The organism is Pseudoalteromonas sp. SIMBA_162 (assembly GCF_046535955.1).
GTDB lineage: Bacteria > Pseudomonadota > Gammaproteobacteria > Enterobacterales > Alteromonadaceae > Pseudoalteromonas > Pseudoalteromonas marina.
Genome location: NZ_JAWJBQ010001055.1, coordinates 1 through 242 on the forward strand (window position 1 = coordinate 1; position 242 = coordinate 242).

The window sequence follows — 242 nt, forward strand, 5'->3', positions numbered from 1 at the left end:
CGAGCTGGTGCTTCATGAAACTGAGGTCGTGGACGGTGATGAGCCTCTCAGAGATGACGAGGTAGAGATCCCGTATTTCCGCGAGGTAGAGATGGCGGCAGGCGATGGTCGCACTCAAGTCATCGAGAACCACGGCGCTTACATGCGCTTCAGCCTGCCGCGCTTGATGAAGGCCGGAGTAGATCCATCGCTTGCTGCATGCGCCACCGTTTCTGGCGACTCGATGGAGCCGGTGATCGTGG

At 59.1% G+C, this 242-nt stretch carries 1 pseudogene; it reads left to right on the forward strand.

The annotated features are described in order from the left end of the window. A pseudogene (locus R0J88_RS22930) lies at positions 1-242 on the forward strand (Cro/Cl family transcriptional regulator); the annotation flags it as partial.